The organism is Pseudomonas sp. PDM03, assembly GCF_014852385.1.
Lineage (GTDB): Bacteria > Pseudomonadota > Gammaproteobacteria > Pseudomonadales > Pseudomonadaceae > Aquipseudomonas > Aquipseudomonas migulae.
This window is the reverse complement of sequence record NZ_JACVBM010000001.1, coordinates 361,604-382,755: the sequence shown is the minus strand read 5'-3', so window position 1 is coordinate 382,755 and position 21,152 is coordinate 361,604. Positions and strand designations below refer to the sequence as shown.

Sequence of the window (21,152 nt, the reverse complement as noted above, 5' to 3'; positions counted from 1 at the left end):
GACAAAGACATCTTCCAAAATTCTTATACGGTCTATACCAAATTCAACGATGTCGACAACTGCAATTTTAGGCGTTGCTTGGCATCATTTACAAAACCTGTGATGTTGTTTTTTCCCAAAAAATCGAGCATGTAAGCCTTGGCCTCAGCGGGCACAGTAAAAGTGTCGGCGAACATCATTAGCTTTATCTCAGACTCGATTTCTTCTGCAGTACGCTCAGGAATTTGAGAGACATAGTTATCAATGTGAGCACTTAAAATCGAGTCGATTTTTTCTATTGTTTCACCAAGCATTGTAGGCAAGTACCTTTCATAACACTTATAAAAGGTCTTCCCGCTGATCGAGGCAGCATATTCTGGCAAAATAAAATAAGGCTTGTCTCCGTCCAAATGAGACTCTCTTGTCAGGTCATAGCCTCTATGCACGACCATATTCCTAAGCCCCCTCAAGAATGAATAATTTTGCTCACCATCAGAGAATCCTTCAAAAATAAAATCCGTCCTAATAGATTCAAGAAACTCCAAATAGTACGGGTATGTTTTTTCTGAAAGATACTCTGTCAACGAAACAATACTTGAAAGACAGCTTGAATAATAAAAGCGAAGTTCAATGACAGCCTCAGCAGTGATAGGCGCCGAGTACCCTTTCGCGACTCTAAGCGCAACATTTCGAGATTGAATATAGTAATTCAAAGTTTCTAGTATATCGGTTTGGTACATGTTTGCTCCTCGAGCCGACTCCATGCCGGTGACAAGTAATACCCCACCACAACCCAAATTGCCACTGTCGCATCCGGTCACGGAGGGCGGCGCCTGACTGGAGAAATCCATGAGCCACAACTGCGCATACGTCCGGCAGCACTATCAGGTGCCCGCCGAGATTGGCCGCCGCGTCATCGCCTACGGGAAGCCCGGCGTCATCCTGGCTGATCGCGGTCACTACATCGGCGTGGTGCTGGACGAAGACCCGAAGAAGCGGATCAGCAATTACCACCCGACACACGAAATGCAGTACGGCGAAATGGCCGAAACGCTGCCACTCAAAGAATGGCTGGTCCTGCCGTTCAAGCATGACTGGGATGATCTCAGCTGGAGCCGAGAGGCCCGAGAAGACTTGGTCAGGGTTTGGGCGGCCACTCGAGGTCAGGCCAAATACAAGGCCTATGAGCAGCTTCAGGATTACTGCCACAGCATCAAGGCAATGCTCTGCTTCAAGGTGCGGCGAGCCTGATCCATCTTTTAAGCCGCACCTACCGGCAACAAGTCACCAAAACCCCATACAACCGACCCCAGAATAACAGTCGCTATAGCAACTTGATCGCATATGCCGATCTGCCTGAAGTATTTAGTTCGGGTGGCGTAATAGGTTGGGCCTGACAATGATACCGATAGTGATCCGCGCATTCCGCCCACTTGGAGGTGTGCAAGAAATGCGGCGCAGGCCATCAAGGCCCCCGATCTTGCTATCCACATGCTTGGTTTTTCCATGGCGACAACCATCAGGCAGGTTGCTATTGGGATCATCAGTGCAGTTATAACGAACAAAAAATACATTCGTCTGTGCTTGAGAATCCCAGTTTCGTATGGGCACTCAACAATGTTGCCGCTCACTGTTCGCTCCTTATACCGACTCCATGCCGGGCCGAACACAAATACCCCACTTCAACGAATCACGCCAGCCGGCGAGGATCCTCTATGTCTCTCTACAAATTGTCCGGGACGACGGTCGTCAGCTTTTCCGGCGGTCGAACCAGCGCCTATATGCTGCGCCAGGTGCTCGACAACAACGATGATCTGAGCGATCTGGTCGTCACCTTCGCCAACACCGGCAAGGAACACCCAGCCACGCTGGAGTTTGTTCAGGAGTGCGCCGAACGCTGGTCGGTGCCGATCGTTTGGCTTGAGTTCCGTGACAACGAAACTGGCTTTGAGGTGGTGGACTTCGCCAGCGCCAGTCGCCACGGAGAACCGTTCGAAGGCTTGATCCGCAAGCGGAAGTACTTGCCCAACCCTGTGACCCGGTTCTGCACCATCGACCTCAAGATCCGGATCATCCACAAGTATCTGCGTAGCCTGGGCCTGTCTACCGAGGAGATGCCGGTGGACATGATGACCGGCATCCGTGCCGATGAGCCACGGCGTGTCGTGAAGATCCGCCATCGCAAAAGCACGAGTGAAAGCAAGTGGGCAACCATGGTGATGCCGCTGGCTGACGCCGGCGTCGGCGTGCAGGACGTGACGGACTTCTGGGCTGCTCAGCCATTCGACCTGATGCTACCGACGATCAACGGCCGGACGCTGGAAGGTAACTGCGACCTCTGTTTCCTGAAGGGCGCCAAGCAGGTCTATTCGATCATCGCCAGCGACCGCCCCAAGGCTGAGTGGTGGGCACGCATGGAAAGCTCAGTTGTCTCCGGCGGGAAGTTCACCGGTGACGGCGCCCGCTTCCGCAGCGACCGACCCAGCTACCAGCAGATGCTCGACTACTCAGACACCCAATTCGACATGTTCGCCGACCACGATGAAGCTATCGACTGCTTCTGTGGCGACTGATCACTTCATATCCTTAACCCTTACCCACTCGTTTTTGATTATTGTCTGAGCGACCCTTACCACAGCATTACCTAAATCAGCAGTAGGCTGACACAGCATACATGCTTGAATGTACGCATTCATGGCCGTCATAAGTTCATCAGTTTCTTTTTCAGTAGGATTTGTATAAAGCTGAACCCTGGAATAATGCAATTTTGCCGTCGTTAGGCTGCGCGAGACATCTGTGAAAAGCTGATCATATAAATCTGCTGAGCGCTGTACATCTTGATGGCTTTCGGGCGCCACAGGCTTTCTCTCATGAAGTTTCACTGATGCGCCGGCAAGATCGTCACCGCTGGAAATAAACGACGCCACCGCATCCCTCAAGCTATTAATCCAGTCCTGCCTACTTCGTGCGACAGACTCAGCTTTCGAGTGCGCTATGCGGCTAGCCTCCTGCTCATCAGCCAATTCCTTTTGAGCCTTCATTGTTTTACGAAAAGAGTACGCCGTATATAAGGTGGTTATTACCACCACAGCAATCGTTGCGAGTGAAGTTCCGACAGCAGTCCAAACGGCAGTCCAATCTGTTCCAGTATCCAACTCGATTTTTGGAACTCTGTGAACTGTCATCATCAGATTTTCTATGCTCACTAGCAGCCTCGCCCAACTGAAAAAGTTGCCGCAATAAACCACAAATCACTCTTAAATTGCCACTCCACCGCCCGGGCATGACCCGCCATAGGACGCCCCATGTGGCGCCGAACCATCGCTGCGATGTAGTTGGCACTTCAGCGGAGCGAAATAGGAAACCCATCTATTCCGGCGCTACTGGTTTACCTGAACGACTCGGCAAGTGGTCAGATCGCTCTTTAGTGACACGATGCAATAAAGAAACGTTGTAGTCGTAAGTCGATATCAACGGTCCGGAGCCTTCCTGCCGAGCAATCCCGAGCCATTGCCTCGTTCGTTCAACGTCAAAGAATTCGTTTTTGAACTTCATCTTCGCAACAAGGTTTGCTGAGACCCTAAAGTGTCCACATCCGGCCGAGCATTTGACCTCGGACCAGCATCCTGTCGTGTGAACAATTTTAGAAGCAGCTTGGCAAATTAAGCATTGCATGTCCGATCTCCATTTCGATGACTTACCTACTGTAGCCGAACATCGGCCAAGGCTCCCCCATGCCCACAGAAAACAAACCGGTTGATCCAGGCTTTGACCTGAACACGCCAGATGGCGGACGCGGTTACATCGACAACCTGTTCAAGACTGTGCTCAAGCGTCACGACTACCGTCAGTACATTAATGAGCGGCTGGCCGGCGACTTCGCGTGCACGCTGGCGCAGCACTTCGAGGAGGTCAAAGCTCGCGAACAAGCCCTACAGCAGCGCCTGAACGCAGCGGATCAGCGAATTGATGAGCTGAAGGCGCTTACTGGTGACTACAGATCAGATATCGTCTGAACATCCACAGCCTCAAGCTGATATCTCCGCAGCCGCCTCATCAGGCGAAAGTGATCAAAACTGGCTTCTGCGTCCGCCTTCGTCACGAAAGCTTCCGCTTCTTCAGGATTTTTGCAGCGATACCGAAAACCCTCGCGGTCGATCGCCTCGCCGTAAAAGATGTCACCGTCCGGGCTTTTTAGCATCACTACCCACATCGGATTCGACTTCCTAAACGGATTAAGAAAGCGATCATACAGCGCTGGGGAGGCGATCCGGTGCGGTCGGGATGTTCATAAATGCGTCCCAGCATTTATAGGCATCATGTTGCCGCTTGCTAGCAAGGTCCCACTCAGGCCCGGATACACATTTGGATGAAACCAGCATCATCATCCCCATGGTAGCGGCGTCTAGCTCTAATAGAAGCTGGTGCGATTCAAATCTGAAGTCATCGATAGAAGCCATTGCCTTTCTCCTGGGCGGAACTCACCGCCATTGAGAAACAGCCGCTCCTCGAACGGTCGAGTACGGCCACCTCGGATAATTCATACCGTCTGACCACCGGTCAGCTTTATCCCTCCCTTCAAAGTCAGCCGCTATAGCGGCAAAGGATTCCCATGTCTGACATAAAGGAACGGCCGATCTTGTTCTCGGCCCCGATGGTGCGCGCCATCCTGGAAGGCCGGAAGACGGTAACGCGGCGGGCGGTAAATCCGCAGCCGGTGCTTACGGAAGGCTCTGGCTTTTCGTGGAAAGGTCATCTGTTCGGTAGCGGCTCAGACTCACGCGAGACATCTCGCAACTTCTCCCACCATTGCTGCCCCTACGGCAAGCCCGGCGACCGGCTGTGGGTGCGCGAGACCTGGACCCGCGCTGGCAATGGTGACCCGGGCTATCTGACTTACCGAGCAACCTACCCGGACTGCCTACCTCCGGATCTCGAAAACATCCCGCCGGCGAGCGAGCTCCGCTGGAAGCCCAGCATCCACATGTTCCGCCGTGACAGCCGCATCCTGTTGGAGATCACCGACGTGCGCGTCGAGCGGTTGCAGGACATCAGCGAAAAGCAGGCACTGGCCGAGGGAATCGTCGGCGTAGCGTTCCGACCCGATGATGGCTGGCCCATCTGCACCGGCTATATGGTCGGCCCTGACGATGGGAAGACCGGCTTGCAGACAACGGCAGCCAAAGCTTTTGCGGGTCTTTGGGATTCTGTCGGAGGTGACTGGAACGCCAACCCATGGGTCTGGGTCGTCGAGTTCAAGCAGGTGACGCCATGATCGCCCTCGCCTGGTTCGCCTACGTGTACTGCTACAAGGGGCCGCGGTGATGAAAGTTGTTCCGCACACCGGCTTCCTTCGGCGGCGACTTGAGTCCGCTCTCATCCGCCTGGCTGCCTGGATCATAGATGGCCGCAACGTGCAGCGATCCGGCGTCGTCTCCAGACGTGACAACAACGACATGCGGTCCATGGCGGAAAGGCTTGAAGGCATCGCTGACCGCATCAAACGCCAGTACCCCTAACCCCCTCTTCCATCTACCAGCCTGCCGGTGAACGGCGGGCGAGGAACTCCTATGTCAGCAGTTCAGCGATTCCACGAAGCAGCCAACGACGCTCTGGTCAAACTCAGCGAGCATTGCCTGCCCGGCGCCAAACTGGCCTTGGTGATTTACACGCCGGGCGAACCAGAGCGGGACATCGTCATCGAGGACCAAGGCCTGGATAGAAATGAGGTGGTCAGCGCGCTCCGCCGGCGCGGCCTGAGCATCGACGGCGACAACGCCTACAAGCGCGACCTGTGCGATTCGATCGTAGGGGCGATGGTGTTTGGCGCGCAGAACAGCAACCCGCCGCCACCCGGGCAGTGGCAGCAACGCTTCTGGGACATCGCCCGAGGCGAAGCTGAGGCCCGTGAAGAACTGGTCTCCGCACTGAAACTCACTCGCGAGAACTTGCGGGCCTGCCAAGCAACCATCCATCTGTGCGGCGGGTTCGACCCAGCCTATGTGAACGACGCCCAGGCAGCGATGAAGATCGCAGATACCGCGCTCGCCAAGTTCGCCAATTAACCACCTTCTGCCGCCACGCGCGGCATGGAGCAGCTCATGAACATCCAGTTTCTTTCCCATGAGGAAGTTTGCGAGCTCACCGGCGCGCGGACGAAGGCAGGTCAAATCCTCAACCTGAAGAAGAACGGCGTAAGGCACACGATCAAAGTGAACGGCTGGCCAAGTGTTACTACTATGGCCGTGACCGCGGTCGGTATGTTTGAAGCTGAAAAACCCGTATGGACACCACGCAAGGCTAGCTGACATGGGACGACGACCAAGTAAACCAGGCTCAATTGCCCGGCTGCGCGAACGCAAAAAAGCCAGCGGCCGGATTTTCTACTACTACGAAGTAGGCGGCAAAGCCCGCAAAGAAATCGCCCTGGGCAGCGACTACGGCCTGGCAATCATGGAGTACGCCAAGCTGGAGCGTGATCGCACAGCTACAGACTTGGTCGCCAAGGTGATCACGTTCCGATACGTCGCCGAGAAGTACATGATCGACGTCGTTCCTGCGAAGAAACCCGCCACACAGAAGGACAACGTCAGGGAATTGAAAAACCTGATGTCATTTTTCGATGACCCGCCGGCGCCGCTGGAGACAATACAGCCGTTGCACGTCCGGCAGTATCTGACCTGGCGTAAGGCCGCACCAGTTCGAGCAAACCGCGAAAAGGCTTTGCTCAGTGCTATCTGGAACTACGCCAGGGATGTCGGCTACACGGCCTTGGCCAACCCCTGCGCTGGCATCAAGGGCAACAAGGAGACCGGGCGCGATATCTACATCGAGGACGCACTGTTCAAGCGCGTGTACGAGAAAGCGGATGTTGGCTTGAAAGATGCCATGGACCTTGCCTATCTGACCGGGCAGCGCGTAACTGACACGCGGCTATTGGACGAGCGGGATGTTCGTGACGGCCAGATTTGGGTTCTGCAAGGCAAGACAAATGCAAAGCGACGGATCGAAATCACTGGAGAGCTGAAGATTTTGATTGATCGAATCATGTCCCGAAAGAAAGAACATAAGGTCCGCTCGACGCGGCTGATCGTTTCGGAGGATGGCACACCAATGACGGTGGCGATGTTGCGGGGGAGATTTGACTTAGCCAGGGAGGCAGCAGGTGTTGCCAAGACCGAGTTTCAAATGCGGGATCTGCGCGCTAAAGCTGGTACAGACAAGGCTGAATCGAGTGGTGACATCATGCAGGCAAGAGATCAACTTGGGCATACGACCGTAGTTATGACCGAGCAATACATCCGGAACCGGAAAGGTAAAAAGGTCTCTCCAACTAAGTGAATTGCGACCCAACTCAATAATTGCGACCCAGAAACAAACAAGGGCTTGCATCAGCTTTCGCTCGCAAACCCTTGATTTTAGATGGTGCCCGAAGCCGGAATCGAACCGGCACGCCCTTACGAGCGGGGGATTTTAAGTCCCATGCGTCTACCAGTTTCGCCATTCGGGCGGTAGCGCGGTCAAGTAGTCTGATGGCTGACAAATGACGATCTGTCAGTTCTGACGCCTGTGCAGCAGAGGACGAAATATATACATCCCGTCCCGGTGAAGCAAGTTTGCAAACGCCCATTTCAAGACTAAATCTTGCAGGACAACGCAAATAAAAAAGCTCCGTAAATCATCGATCTACGGAGCTTGTTTAAAGTGGAGGCCGAGGTCGGAATCGAACCGGCGTAGGTGGATTTGCAATCCACTGCATAACCATTTTGCTACTCGGCCTCAAACATCTGATGTCATGTAGCACAACACCAAACGCGTACAGTCTTGGAGAAGATCTAGATCTAACTCCTTGAAAACATTGAGCTTTTTCAGCGGTCAGTGCTTTCGATGGCGTGAATTATGTACTGATTTCCGAAGGCTGGCAACCCCTTGATTTCAAAAAAAATTTGTCAGGTGCTTTGCATGTTGCGACGCAGGCTCAACGCTTTGCCCGCGCGCGCCAATACGACTTCAGCATGCCCCCGGCCCGCTTAGTGCCCACGAATGTAGTACTCCAGCTGCCGGATCAAATCGGCCTGCTCGACAATCGCCTCTTTGACCAGGTCGCCAATCGACAACAACCCGATCAACTCGCCGCTATCTAACACCGGCAGATGCCGCAGGTGGCTGTCAGTCATGACTTCCATACAACGCTCGATGCTCTGCTGACTGTCGGCTGTCACCACCGGCGCGCTCATGATTTCGCGCACCGGCGTGCCGACCGAGGAGCGTCCCTGCAGAACGACCTTGCGCGCATAGTCGCGCTCGCTGATAACGCCGACCACCTGCCCCGCTTCGATGACCGGCAGCGCGCCCACATTCTTCTCGGCCATCATTTTCAGTGCTTCAAGCACCATCTGGTCTGGCGCGATGCTATGCACGTGCTGGTTTTGCACGACTTTCAGTTTCAGCAGCTGTGCGGCTGTTTTCATGGATGCCTCCGCTATCGTTGCTCATTGCCGATGCTTGACCTCAAGCCAGCCCCACTTCCACCACGCTGCCGTTAAGCCGCACCGGCCAGACCCGCAAACGTTGCTGCGGGTACTCCAGGCAACTGCCGTCTTCAAGGCGGAAATGCTGTTTGTAGATCGGTGAAGCAACCACGAGATCACCCTTGATGCTGCCGACCAGCCCGCGCCCGATGACGTTCGCTCCGGATTGCGGGTCATGGTTGTCGATGGCGTAGAGGCTTCGGCCCTCCGCGCCCGGCAGATAGAACAGCGCCACTTGTGCGCCGTCGAGCCACACGACGACGCCGGAGTTAGAGACAAGGTCCTGCTGCTCGCACACGGTTTGCCAGACATCGCTGTCGGCCAGGGAATCGATGCGTTGGGTAGTGGACTGGCTCATCAGGCAATCTCCTCGGTGACAGGGATCAGGTTGAGTTCGGCGGCCATGATCGGGCGCCGTTGGCCGCGCTCCTGGACAAAATGGATGTCCGGGTCCGGGCGTTTATCGTTGACGAAGGTCCGGAAGCGCTTGAGTTTTTCCGGGTCTTTGAGGGCGTTGGCCCACTCGCATTCGTAGCGGTCGACCACCAGTTGCATCTGCGATTCGAGTTCGGCGCCGAGCCCGAGGCTGTCGTTGATGATCACCTCTTTGAGGAAGTCGAGGCCGCCCTCCAGGCTTTCGCGCCACACCGAGGTGCGTTGCAGTTTGTCGGCGGTGCGGATGTAGAACATCAGGAAACGGTCGATGTAGCGGATCAGCGTGGCATCGTCCAGGTCAGTGGCGAACAGCTCGGCGTGGCGCGGGCGCATGCCGCCGTTACCGGCGATGTAGAGGTTCCAGCCCTTCTCGGTGGCGATCACGCCGACGTCTTTGCTCTGGGCTTCGGCGCACTCACGGGTGCAACCGGACACTGCGAACTTGAGCTTGTGCGGCGAGCGCAATCCCTTGTAGCGGTCCTCGATGGTCAGGGCCATTTGCACGCTGTCCTGCACGCCATAACGGCACCAGGTGCTACCGACGCACGACTTCACCGTCCGGGTCGATTTGCCGTAGGCGTGCCCGGTTTCGAAACCGGCTTCGATCAGCTCGGCCCAGATGTCCGGCAGTTCATGCAGTTGCGCGCCGAACAGGTCGATCCGCTGACCGCCGGTGATTTTGGTGTAGAGGTCGTATTTTTTCGCCACGACACCGATGGCGATCAGTTTGTCGGCGGTAATCTCACCACCGGGAATACGCGGCACCACCGAATAGGTGCCGTTTTTCTGCATGTTGGCCATGAAGGTGTCGTTGGTGTCCTGCAATGGCACCAGCGATGCATCCATGATCGGCTGGTTCCAGCACGACGCGAGAATCGAGCCCACGGCCGGTTTGCAGACGTCGCAACCGGTGTGGCCGCGGCCGTGTTTGGCCAGCAGTTCTTCGAAGGTGATGACCCCTTCTACGCGGACCAGCGCATACAGTTCCTGACGGGTGTAGGCAAAGTGTTCGCACAGGCTTTTGTCGACACTGACGCCCCGGGCGATCAACTCATGTTCGAAGACTTGCTTGAGCAGGCCGGCGCAACCACCGCAGCCGGTGCAAGCCTTGGTCTGAGACTTGAGCAGGCCCAGGTCGGTGCAGCCGCCATCGATGGCCGAGCAGATGGAACCCTTGGTGACGTTGTGGCACGAGCAAACCGTGGCCGATTCGGGCAACGCGCCCGGGCCCAGGGTCGGCGCGCCTTCGGATGACGGCAGGATCAGGCTGGCGGGTTCCGCCGGCAAGGCAATCGCGTTCTGCATGTATTGCAGCAGCGTGTCGTAATAGCTGTTGTCGCCAACCAACACCGCGCCGATGACATGCTTGCCCGAGGCATCCACCACCAGCCGTCGATAGCTGGCCGTGGTTTCGTCGATGAACTGATAACTGCGTGCGCCTGGCGTGTTGCCGTGGGCATCGCCGATGGAGCCGACGTCAACGCCCAACAGTTTGAGTTTGGTCGACATGTCGGCACCCAGAAACGGCTCGGCCGTGTCGTTGCACAGACGTGCCGCCACACCGCGCGCCATCTGGTAGCCCGGCGCGACCAAGCCAAACAGGCCGCCGTTCCAGGAGGCGCATTCGCCGATGGCGTAAATGTCCGGATCGCTGCTCAGGCATTCGTCATTGATCACTACGCCGCCGCGCGGGCCGATCTCCAGCGCGCATTGCCGGGCCAACGCATCTTGTGCGCGGATGCCCGCCGAGAACACGATCAGGTCGGTTTCAAGAAACTCGTCATTGGCGAAGTTCATGCGGTAGCGATATTCCTCGCCCGCGCTGATCGATTGAGTAGAGCGCGACAGGTGCACACCGACACCGAGTCTTTCGATCTGCGCCTTGAGCGCAAGCCCACCCATTGTGTCCAGTTGCACCGGCATCAGGCGCGGGGCGAATTCCACCACATGCGCTTCCAGGCCGAGGCTTTTCAGGGCATTGGCGGCTTCAAGGCCCAGCAGGCCACCGCCGACCACGACGCCGCGTCGGGCATTGGCTGCTGCGGCACGGATCGCATCGAGGTCTTCAAGGGTTCGATACACCAGGCGCGAATCGCCTTCGGCACCTTCGACTGGCGGCACAAACGGATAAGAGCCGGTGGCCAACACCAACTTGTCGTAAGGGATGCTGCCTTGCGCGGTAATCACCTGGCGACGGGTGCGGTCGATTTCCAGCACCGGCACACCCAAATGCAGGGTGACGCCCGGCGTCTGGTAAAGCGACGCATCGGACAGCGCCAACGATTCGGCATCACGCCCCGAGAAGTACTCGGACAGATGCACGCGGTCGTAGGCACGCATCGGCTCCTCGCTGAAGACGTGCAGCCGATACTGGTCAAGCGCGCCCCGCTCAATCAACTGCTCGACGCAATGATGTCCGACCATGCCATTGCCGATCACGATCAGCGTTTGCACTTTGTTCAACGCGGCAACATTGGAATTCATAAGAAGCACCCGGCTAAAACGGTTCAAAAAGCAAAAAAAAACGCCTGAAACCTTGCGGTTCCAGGCGTCTTTGCCTGTTCTTTTGCGGTGTTAGCACCAGACGTCTATGCCTGATCCACCGATGTTGCCCATGATTCGATCGTCGTTGACCGAGGGGGCTGCCCACTCGACTGCGTTTATGGTGGGCCTGTCCGGTGTATTGCAGTGTTTGTGCCAGATCGCGAAAACGCTGATTGCGCAGCGTTTTTCAGGCGCGAGCACCGAACAGGCTCCAGAGTTTTGCCTTCGCATAGTGCAGACCGAGGCCTCACGGCTTTATAAAAGTGCATTCATGGGCATTACAGGTATTTGAGCCAGGCGATGTCGCGACGTCGGGCCTTCAGCCCGGAAAACCAACAGACCGGGCGATAAAGCGCAATGGCCAACAGGATTGCGGCGATCCATACCGCGCCTACCGAGTCGAAACCGAAGTACGCGCCCTGATTCAATCCGAACAGCGCTACAGCGATGAGATACAAAACCTTCAGTGCGTAGAGGTGCAACAGATAGAAGAACATCGGCGCTGATCCAAACACCGTCAAGGGACGCAGCCATTGGCTCTTCTGCAAGTGCTCAAACCAAAGAAGCAGCAAACATCCGAGGCTCAGGGTCAGCGCAATAAACAGCAGCGACGGCGGGTATTTGGTGATGTTGAAAAAACTCATCAGTGTTTGCACGGACGTATCGCCAACACTCCATGGCTTCTCGCCATAACCGTTGAGCAGCCGCAGTGCGACGAAACCGGCCAGCCCCAAAACGCCACAGAGCAGCAATTTGCGTTGGCGCCCCGTGGCCTGCGCCGCTCGCCCGAACCACGGGCCCATGGCGTAACCCAAACCAATGACTCCTATCCACGGCAGCACCGGATAGGACGTGCGCAGCCGAAACCCTTCGGACAGTTCGATCCAGCCGCGATCATGGAGAATCGCCCATGGCACGTGCATCGCCGATTCGATCGGAAAATGCAGGCCGTCCAGCACGTTGTGACCGGCGATGATCGCCAGGCTCAAGAGCAACAACACCGGACGCGGCAGCCAGACCATCACCGACAGGGCCAGCATGCTCAAGCCGATGGCCCAGATCACCTGCATGTAAATGACGGTCGGCGGAAACTGGAACGTCCAGGCGAAGTTCACGAGGGTGAACTCAAGCACCACCAGAAACAGCCCGCGCTTGAACAAGAAGCTGCAAACGTCGGCCTTGCCGGCGTACTTCTCACCGTACAGCCAGGCCGACAGTCCGGTGAGCAGCACAAAGACCGGTGCGCATAAATGAGCGAGCGTGCGACTGAAAAACAGCGCCGGCTCGGTCGTGGTGATGTCCATCGGATCGGACACCTGCCGATGCAGGAAAAAGGTTTCGCGGACGTGATCGAGCAGCATGAACAGAATCACCATGCCCCTCAATGCATCGATGGAAAGAAGCCGGCCAACTGCCGTGCCGGTGGAGCGAGAAGGTGCAAGGGTCATGGATGTTTCGCAACGCAAGGGGTGAATAAACGTGTCCCGCAGGACAGCCTGCCGGGCACCTTATATTGTTACCCTATAACATCTCAAAGCATTTTTTTAGTTTGTGCACATTTAGAAGGAAACCATGTGGGAGCGAGCCTGCTCGCGATGGTCGTTAACGAAAACGCGTGTTGCCTGGGTAAACGCAGCGTCCTTTAAACCATCGCGAGCAGGCTCGCTCCTACAGTGTTAATGTTGAAACGTTTTGTTTCATTAATCAGACCCCTGCAAAGGAATGCCTTCAACAATGGACTTCTCACTCAAGCACCTGGCCGCGACAACGTTGATGCTGGCCAGTCTTTCGTCGTTCACCACAGCAGCGCAAGCCAACATTACCCCGCAGCAAGGCGCGGCCATCCTCAAGACGTTCAGTGACGCATCGATCACGGATTTCAGGCAGTTCCTGACAAGCCTGGCCAAGAGCGACCTGGCCAAAACCGACGACCTCGGCACGGCAATCTCTGCCTTTCTCGACAACAAGGGCCTTTCCGCCGACCAGCAGAACGAAATCCATCGCCTGCTCGGCCTCTATGCGCGGGTGAAATACGGCAGAGCCGCCACCGAGACGCTGCGTGAACTGGTGGCCATCCCGACCTTCCGCGTGGACGGCGTTGCCCAGCACGACAACCCTGAATTCATCAAGATCGCCGACAAGATCAAGAGCCTGGCCCAGGCCTTCAACCTGACCTTTCGCAACGTCGACAACCGCGTCTATGAAATCTCCCTCGAAGGGAGCGGCGATGAAGTGGTGGGCATTCACGCCCACGCCGACGTGGTGCCCGTGACGCCGGAAAACTGGGTCCTGAAAGACGGCACCCGCCTCGATCCGTTCAAGGTCACTCTGATTGGCGATCGCATGTATGGCCGTGGCACCGAAGATGACAAAAACGGCATCGTGGTGGCGCTCTACGCCATGAAAGTCATCAAGGAAGAAAAGCTACCGCTGGCGAGGAATTTCAAACTGCTGGTGGACACCACCGAGGAAACCAGCGGCGACGCCATCCCTTATTACTTCGAACACAACCCCACACCCAACTACAACCTGGCGCTGGATGGCGGCTACCCGGTGGTGATCGCCGAGAAAGGCTACGGCACGGTCATGGCCAACTTTCCCAAGCGCAAGGCTGACGGCAAGGGCGCTGAAATCGTCTCGATGACTGGCGGCCTGGCCACCAACCAGATTCCGTCGGCGTCGGTCGCCACCCTGCTGAGTGACAAACCCGCCGAGCTGGCCGCCAGCCTGCAAAAAGCCGGTACCGAATACGCCAAGCGCAATGGCGGCGATTTCGAGGTGACGGCCAAGGTCGTCGGCAAAGACGTCACGCTGACAGTCACCGGCGTTTCCGCCCACTCCTCCGAGCCCGAGTCCGGAATCAACCCGGTGGCGAGAATGCTGGTGTTCATCAACAGCCTCGACGGCAAGGTCGCCCTCAAGCACAACCACATCACCGACGCGGCCCGCTACGCTGCCGACAACTGGGGGCTCGATTATCTGGGTGGCAAATTGACGGTCGGTTTTTCCGATGCGTTCATGGGGCCGTTGACCACCTCCCTGACCTTTGTCGGGATGGATGAAAACACCTTCAAACTCGCGGTCAACCTGCGCGTACCGAAGGGCAAGTCCCCGGAAGTGCTCAAGCGCGAAATCGCCGACAAGCTGGACGCCTGGAGCAAGAAATCCCAGGTTGCGGTGGCCTTCGATTACTCGATCGCCGAACCGATGTACCGCAATCCCGAGGGTGAATGGGTCAAGGCACTTCTCGCCGTGGCCAGCGAAAACCTGGGCATGGAACACAAATTCGGCACCTCGGCCGGCGCCACCTCGGTCCATGAGCTGCCCAACGGCGTGCAGTTCGGCCTGGCCCGGCCCGAAGTCAAATACACCGGCCACACCGACAACGAGTTCAAGACCGTCGACCAGTTCCTGCTGGACCTGCAAATCGTGACCGAGATGTTCGGGCGCATCGGCCAGTTGCCAAAACTCTAAGCCCTCCCCTTCGGACCCGCTGCTCTGGCGGGTCCGACACTTACAACGTCTGCGCCACTTTCCTGAAGCAGTCTTTTCACGCCTGCCATCAGCGTTGCCTCCAGAGCAACGATCTCTGAATTAAGTTGCTCTTGCTGCCATTGGTCAATGGAGCGAGCATCGCTCTCGACACCGGAGCGGCTGCGAGCGCCACATCCTGCCGGCTGTCTTACCTCCCCCGCACGCGCACAAGCCCCGACAGAGGGCCTACGGGAGAGTCATGTCTAATAAAAACAAGAGTTAAATTATGACCAGAGACAAAGGCAAACTGTGTGTACTGCTGTTTACCGGGGCTGGCGCCAACCTTGCCCAAGCCGCCGACAGCGGATTCGTCGAACAGTCCACCGCTACCCTGCAAACCCGAAACTATTTTTTCAGCAGAGACTTCTCCGATATCCGAGGCTCGGAAAAATCGATGGCTCAGGAATGGGCCCAAGGGTTCATCCTCAACTTCAAGTCCGGCTACACGCCAGGGCCGGTAGGATTCGGCCTGGATGCCATCGGCAAATTCGGCCTCAAGCTCGACAGCAGCCCCGACCGGGTCAACTCGGGGTTATTACCGGTCAAGGACGATGGCCATGCCGCGGACAATTATGGTCGCCTCGGGTTGGCGGCGAAGATGCGTGTTTCCAAAACCGAGCTGAAGGTCGGTGAACTGCAACCCAACCTGCCGACACTGGTCTTCAGCGACATCCGTTTGCTGCCCCCGGCCTATCAGGGCGCGAGCATTACCAGCAGCGAAATCCCTGGCCTGACGCTGCAAGCCGGGCATTTGACCTCCACGACCCTGCGCAACGAGGCCGGCGAGAGCAAACTCCAGGCGTTGCTGGGCAACAAGCCGCAACGGCAAGTGTCGAGTGATGCCTTCAACTACGTGGGCGGCGATTACGCGTTCAACAGTAACCGCACCACCGTGAGTGCCTGGCATTCCCGACTGGAAGATATCTATGAGCAAAACTTCTTCGGTTTGAAACACAGTGTGCCGGTGGGCAGTTGGGTGCTGGGCGCCAATCTTGGTTACTACGACGCCCAGGAAGAAGGTCGCAAACTGGTGGGCAAGGTCGACAACCAGGCCTTCTTCTCGCTGCTATCGGCCAAACTCGGTGGTCATACGTTTTATGCCGGTTACCAGGGCATGTACGGCGACAGCCCCTTTCCTCGCGTGTTTCTCAATGTCAGCGCCCTTGGCAACGAATTGCCGACCTACGAGTTCGTCTCCACCCATGAGCGCTCCTTTCAATTGCGCTATGACTATGACTTCGCGGCCCTTGGTGTGCCTGGCCTGCTAGCCAGCACACGCTATGTCACCGGCGACAATGTGAAGACGGGGATGGACTATGAAGGCAAAGATCGGGAGCGTGACCTCGACCTCAGTTACACCTTCCAGGCAGCCCCATTGAAAGGCCTCGGCGTGCGAGTGCGCAATGCGGTGGCACGCTCCAACTACCGCACGGATATCAACGAGAACCGACTGATCATCAGTTACACGTGGACGCTGTTCTGATTTCCTAAAACCAATGTGGGGGCGAATCACTTCGCCCCCACAGGCCTTCAACTGACTTCCACAGTCATCTCGATTTCGACACAAGCGCCCAACGGAATCTGTGCCACACCGAATGCCGAGCGCGCGTGCTTTCCCTTAGCCCCAAACACCTCGGCCAGCAGCTCCGAGGCGCCGTTCGTGACCAGATGCTGCTCGGTGAAACTGGACGTTGAATTCACCAGGCTCAGCACTTTGACAATCCGCGTGACCCGATTCAGATCGCCAAGATGCGCGTGCAGCGTCGCCAACAAATCGACGGCGGTCAAACGTGCGGCCACATAGCCCTCCTCTGTCGTCAGCGTTTCGCCCAGTTTTCCTGCCCAGACTTTGCCGTCTTGCTTCGCGATATGGCCGGACAGGTAAACGACATTGCCACTCTGCGCACTCATTACATAGGCTGCTGCGGGAGCGCCGGTGGTGGGCAGCTCGATACCGATGTCTTTCAGGCGGGTATAAACATCATGTTCAATCATGGGTTTTCCTCGAATAGAACGTGCCAACGCCCGGAACTTCCGGGCGCTGGGCTAGTTGAAAAACGGTTGATCCGGTTGTTTAGCCGGGTATCGATTCGCGGCTGAAGGCGTCGACTTCCAGCACCAGGCTCTGCGCTGCCATCATCACCAGAGCACGGCCTTTGTCCGGGTTGGCCAGGGACGGATCCGAGCCCATGCGGCCATCCGGATGGCGTGCGCGGAAATCCAGCGCTTCGCGAATCGGCCCCCACGGCGCGATCTGCGGCGAGTACTCGGCGGACTTGATGGAATCCGGGTAGGCCCATTGGGTCACGGCAATCTCGGACGGCGTGGCATGAATGCCGTGCCCCTCAGGAAACTGCTCCCGCGCCAACTCACCGATTCCCTCCAGATCCCACCAATTACACAACTTCAGCGCGAACCCTGCAGGGCGTCGAGCAAAGCTTGCTTCGGCGTAAAGCTCCGAGAACGCCGCTTCAATCGATGCGACGTTGCCGCCGTGGCCATTGAGGAAGAGGATTCTTTCAAACCCGTGAGCGGCCAACGAACGCACCCAGTCGCCAATGGCCGCAATGAACGTCGAAGGACGAAGTGAAATGGTCCCGGGGAATCCAAGATGGTGTTGGGCCATGCCGATGTTGAAGGTCGGCGCAATCAGGATGTCTGCCGACTTCTGCGCTTCGCACGCAATGATTTCGGGGCACATCCAGTCGGTCCCCAAAAGGCCGGTCGGACCGTGTTGTTCATTGGAGCCGATCGGGATCACGATGGTGCGGCTGCGTTCAAGGAATTTCCCGATTTCGGCCCAGGTCGATAGGTGTAAAAGCATGTGGGTTCTCTCTTTAAAAGGGTTCCTTTCGGAACACGATTGATCAAGTGGGAGGCGGTTGATCAACCCGCGCTGAATTCAGAAACCGGGCGCTCACGCGGTTGTCGTTTGGTGGCAAGGATCACGAACGCTGCACACAGGAAGACGCAACCCACAACGACGATGCCGAGATTGGCGCTGCCGGTTGCCGTTTTTGCCCAGCCAATCACCGCAGGCCCCCAGAAGCCGCCGGAAAGCCCGATGGTGTTGATCAAGGCGATGCCTCCCGCCGCTGCATCACCCTTGATGTGCTCGGAGGGCATCGCCCACAACACGGTGTAGGCCATGAACATCATGGCGGTCGCCACGGTCAGCAGAACCAGCGACGCCATCAGGTTGCCGTCGGCAAAGGGATACATGAGCAACAGGATGGCGCCAATGCCTGCAGGGACTGCGCAGTGGTAGCGTCGTTCGCCGACCCGGTCGGACCGACGCCCTATCCAGTACATGCCGCATGCCGCCGCGACATAGGGAATTGCGGCATACCAACCCAGCTGCATGGTGTCGTTGACGCCCTGGGCCTTGAGGATTGCCGGCAGCCAGAAACTCATGGCGTAGATCGAGAAGATGATGCAGAAATAGGCTGACGCAAGGATGTAGATTTTCGGGTCGCGCAACACCGCCCGGAACGAATGGGCTCGCCCCGACGATGTACCGAGTTCACTCTCCAGCAGTGTCCTTTCTTCAACACTCAGCCATCGGGCCTCCGAGGGCCGATTGGAGAGTACGAAATAGGTCAGGATGCCGAGGAACACGCAAGGCAGACCTTCAATCAAAAACATCCATTGCCAGCCGGCCAGGCCGCCAACGCCTTCGAACGTGGTGATCAGCCAGGCAGACAGCGGACCGCCGATAATGCCGCCGATGGGGCCTGCAATAAACACGATCGCAATGGCCCGCGCCATGCGCTTCGGGCCGTACCAGCAAGACAGGTAATAGATCATGCCGGGGGCAAAACCGGCTTCGAATACACCCAGCAGAAAACGCATCGCATAAAACATCGGCACGTTGCGCACAAAGAGCATGCAGGCCGATGTGATGCCCCAACACACCAAAATGCGGCTGAAGGTTTTTCGCGCCCCCACCTTCGGCAACATCAGGTTGCTCGGCAACTCAAACAGCACGTACCCCAGAAAGAAAATACCCGCGCCCGCTCCGTAGGCCGCATCGGACAGTCCGAGGTCATTTTGCATCTGCAGCTTGGCGAAGCCGACGTTGATCCGGTCCAGATACGCAAAGACGTAGCAAATGAACAGGAGTGGCAACAGCCGCCAATTGAGCTTGCGGTAAAGGGCAGAAACAGCATCACTGCTTGCCGGTGTCAGTAAGGTTGACATGCGAGTCTCCAATTATTCTTGTTGGTCTGCGTTCGTGCCAAAGAATGTTGCACCGGCACCGCAGGCCCAGCAAGAGCAACTAAGTTCGTGTATCGTTGCCCTACAGGCAACACAAACTTTCTGGCGGGAGTGTCCGGGATGCGCGAGATCAACCAACAACGGCTGCGGTATTTTCATGAAGTGCTGGTCCACGGCTCGATTCGTGGCGCGGCGGACAGCATCAATACGTCGCCCTCCGTTATCACGCGCCAGATCAAGCTGCTGGAAGAGGAGCTGGGCGCAAAACTGTTCGAGCGCCAGGCTCGCGGCGTGCAACCCACCGAGGCAGCGGCGCACTTGCTGGAGTTCTGGCGCGGTTATCGATCACACCAGGAAAAACTCGAAGACCAGCTTCAAGCGATCAAAGGCCTGCAACAGGGCCAGGTGCGAGTCGTCATCAGTGAGGGCTATGTCGATGCCTTGGTCGACAACGTACTCGCCCCCTTCTGCAAACAGTACCCCAAGCTCGATGTCCGGCTGGACATCCTTCCCGTCGACGACGTGCTGAACGAAGTCGCCGAAAACCGTGCGCACATCGGCCTTGCCTACAATCCGCCGCCGCATTCGCAAATCGATTACCGCGCGACGTCATCGCAGCCAGTGATGCTGTTGGTTCGCCCCGATCATCCGTTGGCAGTGCGAGGGGGAACGGCAACCGTCGAGGACATACTCACCTGCCGACTGGTGCTGACGCCCCCCACCTTCGGTATCGGGCATGCGATCAAGATGCTTGAGTACGCCGAGAAAATCGAAATCCGCCCGGCACTGGTCAGCAACTCCCTCGCCGCACTCAAGCGCCTGGTGGCCTCCGGAGATTTCACCTCGTTACTCGGCGAGTTCGCTGCCTATCGGGAAATCGAACAAGGCAGCCTCGCGGCGGTACTGATCGACCATCCGCTGTTTCTGGGTGTGGAAGCAAAACTGCTGGTGAAATCCGGCCGACCGCTGGCCGCTCCGGCTCAGGAGCTGCTGAACTGGATGTTGCAGCGCTTGCCGATGTTTGGGTCGGGTGACGGAATCAGATTGGCTTCACGGTGATCTCGGCGCTGTTTGCTGATCGGCGCAATGAAATCGCTGGAATGAAAAAAGAGGCCTAAGCCTCTTTTTCTAATGCCAACCCAAAAAAACGCACAAAAAAAAGCGCCACTCATTGAGTGGCGCTTTTTTTGTATTTGGAGCGGGAAACGAGACTCGAACTCGCGACCCCGACCTTGGCAAGGTCGTGCTCTACCAACTGAGCTATTCCCGCGTCTTGGTGGTGCGCATTCTATAGAATCCAGAAGCTCCGTCAACCCCTTGATTCAAAAAAGTTTTATTTATTTTTCCACATCGGTCTTCAGATGCGGCCAGGCAGCCCGCAGGTATTGGACCATGGACCACAATGTCAGGCCCGCAGAGATCATCAGCAAGGCGTAACCCACCAGGACCCAGAACGTGAAGTCCGACGGATTGGCCAGCAGGATCACCAGCGCCAGCATTTGCGCAGCGGTTTTCCATTTGCCCAGGTTCGACACGGCGACGTGAGCACGAGCGCCGAGCTCGGCCATCCACTCGCGCAGTGCCGATACCACGATCTCGCGACCGATGATCACGGCAGCCGGCAGCGTGAGCCACAAATTACCGTGTTCCTGCACCAGCAGCACCAACGCCACGGCGACCATCAGCTTGTCGGCCACCGGATCGAGGAACGCCCCGAACGGCGTACTTTGCTCCAGACGACGAGCCAGGTATCCGTCCAGCCAGTCTGTGGCGGCGGCAAACGCGAAGACCGAAGCGGACGCCAGGTAGCTCCATTGGTAAGGCAGGTAGAACAGTAAAATGAAGATCGGGATAAGCAGGACGCGTAGAACGGTAATCAGATTAGGGATATTCATCGGCACAACTGGCTAC

At 57.0% G+C, this 21,152-nt stretch carries 23 protein-coding genes and 3 tRNA genes; 11 read left to right on the top strand and 15 right to left on the bottom strand.

Translation table 11 applies throughout. The annotated features are described in order from the left end of the window. Positions 1-32: 32 nt before the first annotated feature. Positions 33-830: a hypothetical protein gene (locus IB254_RS01785; protein WP_192416142.1), complete on the bottom strand. Its 798-nt coding sequence runs from the start codon at positions 828-830 to the stop codon at positions 33-35. On the opposite strand from IB254_RS01785, the gene IB254_RS01780 reads away from it, so the two are divergent. Next, the gene (locus IB254_RS01780; protein WP_192416139.1) at positions 829-1,230 is read left to right on the top strand and encodes a hypothetical protein; all 402 of its coding nucleotides are present in this window, start codon (positions 829-831) and stop codon (positions 1,228-1,230) included. The two genes, IB254_RS01785 and IB254_RS01780, sit on opposite strands and share 2 nt — an antisense overlap. Positions 1,231-1,238: 8 nt before the next feature. On the opposite strand, the gene IB254_RS01775 is transcribed toward IB254_RS01780, so the two are convergent. Then, positions 1,239-1,610 (bottom strand): hypothetical protein, encoded by a 372-nt coding sequence (locus IB254_RS01775; protein ID WP_192416137.1) that lies wholly within the window; start codon positions 1,608-1,610, stop codon positions 1,239-1,241. Between the two features lie 84 nt (positions 1,611-1,694). On the opposite strand from IB254_RS01775, the gene IB254_RS01770 reads away from it, so the two are divergent. Continuing rightward, entirely contained in the window at positions 1,695-2,552 is an 858-nt protein-coding gene (locus tag IB254_RS01770; RefSeq protein ID WP_192416135.1) for a phosphoadenosine phosphosulfate reductase family protein, read from the top strand. Here the strand turns inward: IB254_RS01770 and IB254_RS01765 are convergent, their stop codons facing one another. Continuing rightward, positions 2,553-3,167 (bottom strand): hypothetical protein, encoded by a 615-nt coding sequence (locus IB254_RS01765; protein WP_192416133.1) that lies wholly within the window; start codon positions 3,165-3,167, stop codon positions 2,553-2,555. A 546-nt stretch (positions 3,168-3,713) separates the two neighbouring features. Here IB254_RS01765 and IB254_RS01760 point away from each other — a divergent pair. After that, a complete protein-coding gene (locus tag IB254_RS01760; protein WP_192416131.1) occupies positions 3,714-3,995 on the top strand; it encodes a hypothetical protein in 282 nt (93 codons plus the stop codon). On the opposite strand, the gene IB254_RS01755 is transcribed toward IB254_RS01760, so the two are convergent. Next, positions 3,974-4,192: a hypothetical protein gene (locus tag IB254_RS01755; protein ID WP_192416129.1), complete on the bottom strand. Its 219-nt coding sequence runs from the start codon at positions 4,190-4,192 to the stop codon at positions 3,974-3,976. The two genes, IB254_RS01760 and IB254_RS01755, sit on opposite strands and share 22 nt — an antisense overlap. A gap of 399 nt (positions 4,193-4,591) precedes the next feature. Between IB254_RS01755 and IB254_RS01750 the strand changes: the two genes are divergently transcribed. Genes IB254_RS01750 through IB254_RS01730 form a run of 5 tightly spaced genes read left to right on the top strand, consistent with a single transcriptional unit; the run spans position 4,592 to position 7,320 of the window. Next, the gene (locus IB254_RS01750; protein ID WP_192416127.1) at positions 4,592-5,254 is read left to right on the top strand and encodes a hypothetical protein; all 663 of its coding nucleotides are present in this window, start codon (positions 4,592-4,594) and stop codon (positions 5,252-5,254) included. A gap of 49 nt (positions 5,255-5,303) precedes the next feature. Next, positions 5,304-5,498, top strand: coding sequence for a hypothetical protein (locus IB254_RS01745; RefSeq protein ID WP_192416125.1), 195 nt, complete (start codon positions 5,304-5,306; stop codon positions 5,496-5,498). A gap of 51 nt (positions 5,499-5,549) precedes the next feature. After that, positions 5,550-6,044: a hypothetical protein gene (locus IB254_RS01740; protein ID WP_192416123.1), complete on the top strand. Its 495-nt coding sequence runs from the start codon at positions 5,550-5,552 to the stop codon at positions 6,042-6,044. A 36-nt stretch (positions 6,045-6,080) separates the two neighbouring features. Continuing rightward, positions 6,081-6,287, top strand: coding sequence for a DUF4224 domain-containing protein (locus tag IB254_RS01735; RefSeq protein ID WP_192416121.1), 207 nt, complete (start codon positions 6,081-6,083; stop codon positions 6,285-6,287). 1 nt (position 6,288) lies between these two features. Further along, positions 6,289-7,320: a tyrosine-type recombinase/integrase gene (locus IB254_RS01730; protein ID WP_192416119.1), complete on the top strand. Its 1,032-nt coding sequence runs from the start codon at positions 6,289-6,291 to the stop codon at positions 7,318-7,320. Between the two features lie 82 nt (positions 7,321-7,402). On the opposite strand, the gene IB254_RS01725 is transcribed toward IB254_RS01730, so the two are convergent. From IB254_RS01725 to IB254_RS01700, 6 genes are all read right to left on the bottom strand, one after another. Beyond that, a tRNA-Leu gene (locus IB254_RS01725) sits at positions 7,403-7,489 on the bottom strand. 195 nt (positions 7,490-7,684) lie between these two features. Continuing rightward, a tRNA-Cys gene (locus IB254_RS01720) sits at positions 7,685-7,758 on the bottom strand. Between the two features lie 251 nt (positions 7,759-8,009). Further along, positions 8,010-8,450 carry a CBS domain-containing protein gene (locus tag IB254_RS01715; RefSeq protein WP_192416117.1) on the bottom strand — a complete coding sequence of 147 codons (441 nt, stop codon included), beginning with the start codon at positions 8,448-8,450 and terminating at the stop codon, positions 8,010-8,012. A 40-nt stretch (positions 8,451-8,490) separates the two neighbouring features. Then, positions 8,491-8,868 carry a nitrite reductase small subunit NirD gene (gene nirD / locus IB254_RS01710; RefSeq protein ID WP_192227025.1) on the bottom strand — a complete coding sequence of 126 codons (378 nt, stop codon included), beginning with the start codon at positions 8,866-8,868 and terminating at the stop codon, positions 8,491-8,493. Next, complete coding sequence (gene nirB / locus IB254_RS01705; protein ID WP_192416115.1) at positions 8,868-11,429, bottom strand: nitrite reductase large subunit NirB; 2,562 nt, start codon at positions 11,427-11,429, stop codon at positions 8,868-8,870. The genes nirD and nirB overlap by 1 nt, the downstream gene beginning before the upstream one ends. Positions 11,430-11,767: 338 nt before the next feature. Then, the gene (locus IB254_RS01700; RefSeq protein WP_192416113.1) at positions 11,768-12,937 is read right to left on the bottom strand and encodes a DUF1624 domain-containing protein; all 1,170 of its coding nucleotides are present in this window, start codon (positions 12,935-12,937) and stop codon (positions 11,768-11,770) included. Between the two features lie 286 nt (positions 12,938-13,223). Here IB254_RS01700 and IB254_RS01695 point away from each other — a divergent pair, with 286 nt between their 5' ends. Together IB254_RS01695 and IB254_RS01690 are read left to right on the top strand one after the other, a co-directional pair. Then, positions 13,224-14,963: a dipeptidase gene (locus IB254_RS01695; protein ID WP_192416111.1), complete on the top strand. Its 1,740-nt coding sequence runs from the start codon at positions 13,224-13,226 to the stop codon at positions 14,961-14,963. Between the two features lie 286 nt (positions 14,964-15,249). Then, on the top strand, positions 15,250-16,506 hold the full coding sequence (locus IB254_RS01690; RefSeq protein ID WP_192416109.1) for an OprD family porin: 1,257 nt from the start codon (positions 15,250-15,252) through the stop codon (positions 16,504-16,506). A 47-nt stretch (positions 16,507-16,553) separates the two neighbouring features. On the opposite strand, the gene IB254_RS01685 is transcribed toward IB254_RS01690, so the two are convergent. From IB254_RS01685 to IB254_RS01675, 3 genes are all read right to left on the bottom strand, one after another. Continuing rightward, positions 16,554-17,018 carry a RidA family protein gene (locus IB254_RS01685; protein WP_192416106.1) on the bottom strand — a complete coding sequence of 155 codons (465 nt, stop codon included), beginning with the start codon at positions 17,016-17,018 and terminating at the stop codon, positions 16,554-16,556. A 79-nt stretch (positions 17,019-17,097) separates the two neighbouring features. Then, on the bottom strand, positions 17,098-17,847 hold the full coding sequence (locus IB254_RS01680; protein ID WP_192416104.1) for a creatininase family protein: 750 nt from the start codon (positions 17,845-17,847) through the stop codon (positions 17,098-17,100). 62 nt (positions 17,848-17,909) lie between these two features. Further along, entirely contained in the window at positions 17,910-19,223 is a 1,314-nt protein-coding gene (locus IB254_RS01675; protein WP_008037095.1) for an MFS transporter, read from the bottom strand. Between the two features lie 138 nt (positions 19,224-19,361). On the opposite strand from IB254_RS01675, the gene IB254_RS01670 reads away from it, so the two are divergent. Further along, the gene (locus tag IB254_RS01670) at positions 19,362-20,300 is read left to right on the top strand and encodes a LysR family transcriptional regulator (protein ID WP_008037096.1); all 939 of its coding nucleotides are present in this window, start codon (positions 19,362-19,364) and stop codon (positions 20,298-20,300) included. A 135-nt stretch (positions 20,301-20,435) separates the two neighbouring features. On the opposite strand, the gene IB254_RS01665 is transcribed toward IB254_RS01670, so the two are convergent. Both IB254_RS01665 and pgsA read right to left on the bottom strand, forming a co-directional pair. Beyond that, positions 20,436-20,511, bottom strand: a tRNA-Gly gene (locus IB254_RS01665). A 67-nt stretch (positions 20,512-20,578) separates the two neighbouring features. Then, positions 20,579-21,136, bottom strand: a complete 558-nt coding sequence (pgsA, locus tag IB254_RS01660; protein WP_008029556.1) for a CDP-diacylglycerol--glycerol-3-phosphate 3-phosphatidyltransferase — start codon at positions 21,134-21,136, stop codon at positions 20,579-20,581. Positions 21,137-21,152 lie beyond the last annotated feature (16 nt).

What these genes read in the sequence shown, in the direction of transcription:
- IB254_RS01780 (WP_192416139.1), top strand. Translation starts at nt 829, where the DNA reads ATGAGCCACAACTGCGCATACGTCCGGCAGCACTATCAGGTGCCCGCC.
- IB254_RS01785 (WP_192416142.1), bottom strand. Translation starts at nt 830, where the DNA reads ATGGATTTCTCCAGTCAGGCGCCGCCCTCCGTGACCGGATGCGACAGT.
- IB254_RS01770 (WP_192416135.1), top strand. Translation starts at nt 1,695, where the DNA reads ATGTCTCTCTACAAATTGTCCGGGACGACGGTCGTCAGCTTTTCCGGC.
- IB254_RS01765 (WP_192416133.1), bottom strand. Translation starts at nt 3,167, where the DNA reads ATGATGACAGTTCACAGAGTTCCAAAAATCGAGTTGGATACTGGAACA.
- IB254_RS01760 (WP_192416131.1), top strand. Translation starts at nt 3,714, where the DNA reads ATGCCCACAGAAAACAAACCGGTTGATCCAGGCTTTGACCTGAACACG.
- IB254_RS01755 (WP_192416129.1), bottom strand. Translation starts at nt 4,192, where the DNA reads ATGTGGGTAGTGATGCTAAAAAGCCCGGACGGTGACATCTTTTACGGC.
- IB254_RS01750 (WP_192416127.1), top strand. Translation starts at nt 4,592, where the DNA reads ATGTCTGACATAAAGGAACGGCCGATCTTGTTCTCGGCCCCGATGGTG.
- IB254_RS01745 (WP_192416125.1), top strand. Translation starts at nt 5,304, where the DNA reads ATGAAAGTTGTTCCGCACACCGGCTTCCTTCGGCGGCGACTTGAGTCC.
- IB254_RS01740 (WP_192416123.1), top strand. Translation starts at nt 5,550, where the DNA reads ATGTCAGCAGTTCAGCGATTCCACGAAGCAGCCAACGACGCTCTGGTC.
- IB254_RS01735 (WP_192416121.1), top strand. Translation starts at nt 6,081, where the DNA reads ATGAACATCCAGTTTCTTTCCCATGAGGAAGTTTGCGAGCTCACCGGC.
- IB254_RS01730 (WP_192416119.1), top strand. Translation starts at nt 6,289, where the DNA reads ATGGGACGACGACCAAGTAAACCAGGCTCAATTGCCCGGCTGCGCGAA.
- IB254_RS01715 (WP_192416117.1), bottom strand. Translation starts at nt 8,450, where the DNA reads ATGAAAACAGCCGCACAGCTGCTGAAACTGAAAGTCGTGCAAAACCAG.
- nirD (WP_192227025.1), bottom strand. Translation starts at nt 8,868, where the DNA reads ATGAGCCAGTCCACTACCCAACGCATCGATTCCCTGGCCGACAGCGAT.
- nirB (WP_192416115.1), bottom strand. Translation starts at nt 11,429, where the DNA reads ATGAATTCCAATGTTGCCGCGTTGAACAAAGTGCAAACGCTGATCGTG.
- IB254_RS01700 (WP_192416113.1), bottom strand. Translation starts at nt 12,937, where the DNA reads ATGACCCTTGCACCTTCTCGCTCCACCGGCACGGCAGTTGGCCGGCTT.
- IB254_RS01695 (WP_192416111.1), top strand. Translation starts at nt 13,224, where the DNA reads ATGGACTTCTCACTCAAGCACCTGGCCGCGACAACGTTGATGCTGGCC.
- IB254_RS01690 (WP_192416109.1), top strand. Translation starts at nt 15,250, where the DNA reads ATGACCAGAGACAAAGGCAAACTGTGTGTACTGCTGTTTACCGGGGCT.
- IB254_RS01685 (WP_192416106.1), bottom strand. Translation starts at nt 17,018, where the DNA reads ATGATTGAACATGATGTTTATACCCGCCTGAAAGACATCGGTATCGAG.
- IB254_RS01680 (WP_192416104.1), bottom strand. Translation starts at nt 17,847, where the DNA reads ATGCTTTTACACCTATCGACCTGGGCCGAAATCGGGAAATTCCTTGAA.
- IB254_RS01675 (WP_008037095.1), bottom strand. Translation starts at nt 19,223, where the DNA reads ATGTCAACCTTACTGACACCGGCAAGCAGTGATGCTGTTTCTGCCCTT.
- IB254_RS01670 (WP_008037096.1), top strand. Translation starts at nt 19,362, where the DNA reads ATGCGCGAGATCAACCAACAACGGCTGCGGTATTTTCATGAAGTGCTG.
- pgsA (WP_008029556.1), bottom strand. Translation starts at nt 21,136, where the DNA reads ATGAATATCCCTAATCTGATTACCGTTCTACGCGTCCTGCTTATCCCG.